This is a genomic window from Pseudoalteromonas luteoviolacea CPMOR-1 (assembly GCF_001625685.1).
GTDB lineage: Bacteria > Pseudomonadota > Gammaproteobacteria > Enterobacterales > Alteromonadaceae > Pseudoalteromonas > Pseudoalteromonas luteoviolacea_K.
The window spans coordinates 1-2,684 of record NZ_AUYC01000094.1; the positions used below are offsets into that span (position 1 = coordinate 1).

General features: G+C 42.3%; 3 protein-coding genes. All 3 read right to left on the minus strand.

The window, feature by feature from the left end:
- Positions 1-35: 35 nt before the first annotated feature.
- A complete protein-coding gene (gpW, locus tag N473_RS24810; RefSeq protein WP_063370283.1) occupies positions 36-254 on the minus strand; it encodes a gpW family head-tail joining protein in 219 nt (72 codons plus the stop codon).
- Positions 254-2,197, minus strand: a complete 1,944-nt coding sequence (locus N473_RS24815; RefSeq protein WP_196766481.1) for a terminase gpA endonuclease subunit — start codon at positions 2,195-2,197, stop codon at positions 254-256. Before N473_RS24815 ends, gpW begins: the two co-directional genes overlap by 1 nt.
- On the minus strand, positions 2,127-2,684 hold a 558-nt coding region (locus N473_RS24820; protein WP_231099629.1), incomplete at its 5' end, for a hypothetical protein. The genes N473_RS24820 and N473_RS24815, both read right to left, overlap by 71 nt.

A 2,684-nucleotide genomic window follows, 5' to 3' on the forward strand; every position in this document is an offset into this window, starting at 1 on the left:
AAGCGGTGTTATTCCATCACTCGCGACTAACCCACTCATAATGACAACCTCGCTGGCCCTCTGCGCCTTTTCGATGTGCCATTTATTAGAGTTTCCAATTCGTCGATATAGTTTTTTAGATCCGCTTTATTAGCTTGAGTAAATCTAGTTTCTCGGCCGCTACGAACAAACGAAACAACAGCTTGCCCAGTCAATAAGTCGTGATACGCTTGCTGTGCCTCTATCAAATTCGCTTTCAGCTGATCAATATTCATTATGCACCTAATTTCTTGCCAAGTTCTGCAAAAGACGCAGCTGCGGCTTTTTGCGTTTGTTGTTGTGATTTGTAATCGGAAAGGTTGAGAGAAAACTTTTCTATTGAAACGTGCAGAGCAGATAAAGCGTAACCAAAGCAGTCTAGCGCTTCATTTCGGCGTCCTTCATTGTCATAAATGAACAAAATACCTTGTTTAGTTTTTGTTGGTTTTCTGATTTCAGATACGAGCTGCTTGCACACATCTTTATCACAGATACGGTCATCTAAAGGTAAGTGAATTGCTCTTCTTTCACCTAGGGGGACCTCGATGTCAGCGTAAAATACATCTTTGGCCGTATCTGTTCCGACAATTACAATGTAAGTACCGGTTTTCTTGTTGACTTGCATAGCCATTGATTGCACAGGTTCGCCATACTTACTCGCTCCCCTGCAAGGAATAAAGCGTAATAGCCCTATTCTTTTTGATAATTTATACACGACCTCTGAACGGTGACCTGCCAAATCCCAACAAATACGGGATATGTTTAAAACTTCTCCATCTTCACGTTCGTAAGTACGGGCGCAAAAGTCTACTACTGCATCTTGTACATCATCATCACGTGGGTCACCCATATAAACAAATCGGTCTATAAGGTATTTCCGACCATCGGCAGTAAAGCCCCAAGTATAACCCTCCATCCTATTATCTTGGGTATCTCCGCCAACAGTGATATAAACGACATCTTTAGGCACTTGAGCTTTGTATTTTTCTCGCTTATTCAGCAATACCTCATGATCGAGCCTCTTAGTGTTTTTTGGATCGAAATGTAGGCCGAGAGTTAGATTGATAAATGCTTGTAGCTTGTCAGGGTCGCCCTTTATATCTAGCCATTCCCTAACAATCTCTATCCAACCTTCTGGTAAATTCAGCGAGTAAAGTGCAGAGCATTTAATTCCAACACGCTTTGGGGCTTTAACTTTATTTCCCGTTGTGTTGAAGAACGTTATCCCGTCCTCAGTCCAAATCTCTGTTTTTTCGCAAACCCATCTGCCAGCCTCTTCCATAGCTGAAAGGTGCCTATATTCGATACGCCCAAGACTTTCTGACTTTTGGCATTTAGCATTTCGGCACAGGTAATAAGCACTTTCTGCCATCGCCTCTTCATCATCGATCGCTCTGTCCCATTTCATACCGAACGTTGATTTTGCGTCACCCCATTCCAATGTTTGAAGTGTTCCGCAATGCGGACAAGGGATTTGAAACGAAAAGACTGAATTTGCTTCAGCTAAAAGACGCGCAATGACATCACCGGAAAAAACAACCGTTGAACCAAAAATGGCTTTACCAAAAGTAGCGCCTTGGATCCGCTTTAAGATGACTTTCATATTGTCACCTTCACCTGAGTTGATTGCGAATGCGCCAAGCTCATCTGCAATAACAACTTGCTTAGTCATCAAGCGAAAGTTATTCGGTGTTTCAGCTCCTTTAAAATCTATCGAAAAACCTGTGCAGGTTTTCTTTTTGGTAGAGTTGTTTTCGTTATTTACGGCCCAATCTGGAAAAGAATCTTGAATTGCAGGCACGATTGATAAAAGAGGATTTACTTCATCAAGAACAAACTGTTTTGCAAGTGGGTCATTAGGCTGATAAACGACAGAGCTACGTTTTTTGTGAATGCCTAAATACCACATTGCTCCGCTAAACATTTTCGTAAAGCCAAAGCGAGTAGGTTTTTGAATGGAAATGACTTGAATCGCATCATTTCCCATCATATTCAAAAGTGCTTTTTGAACTGGCTGTGTGATCCACCGACCAGGGATTTGGCTCGACTCTTCCGGTAACCAGAAATGTTCATCACACCACTCGACACACGTTTTGGGCTCTTCAGTTTTAAACGGACTCAGCCCCCTCTTCACCGCTAAGCAAATCGCTTGCTGTGTAGCTAGAGAGATCTGGTTCAAAATTGGCTACCTCATTGCATGTTGTCGCTATGACTTTATTGATTTCTTCGATTGCCTCTGGCGGTATGTCATGCCATGCCCGTTTTATTCTTGGAAGAAGGGCTTTTAAGTTAGAAGATGCGGCAACGCTGGAAAGCTCCAAGGTGCGCGTAATTATTTCTATTGGCGCTGATCTTTGCTCTTTAATTGATAGATCAAACTCTTTGTGCTTGATATCTACTTCTTGACGCCTGATTTTGAGTCTCTTTTCCGCAAGTTTTAGTTCTTTTTCTTCATCTTCAAGAGATGTAGAGCTTGTGGTTTGTGTACTACTAACTTTTGACATGGCAACCGTTGCCAGCCACCTAGAAATTGATTGTATGCAATAGCCGCCGCGCCCTTTGCTAGCGGGGAATCCAGTTATTTTTGACCAGTTTCGGATTGTACGATCTTCGACGCTAAAATAAGCTGCTACTTCTTTTTGTGTCGCCATCTTGAAACCTGAATT

Excerpts from the sequence above, each read along its gene's own strand:
- gpW (WP_063370283.1), bottom strand. The coding sequence starts at position 254 with ATGAATATTGATCAGCTGAAAGCGAATTTGATAGAGGCACAGCAAGCG.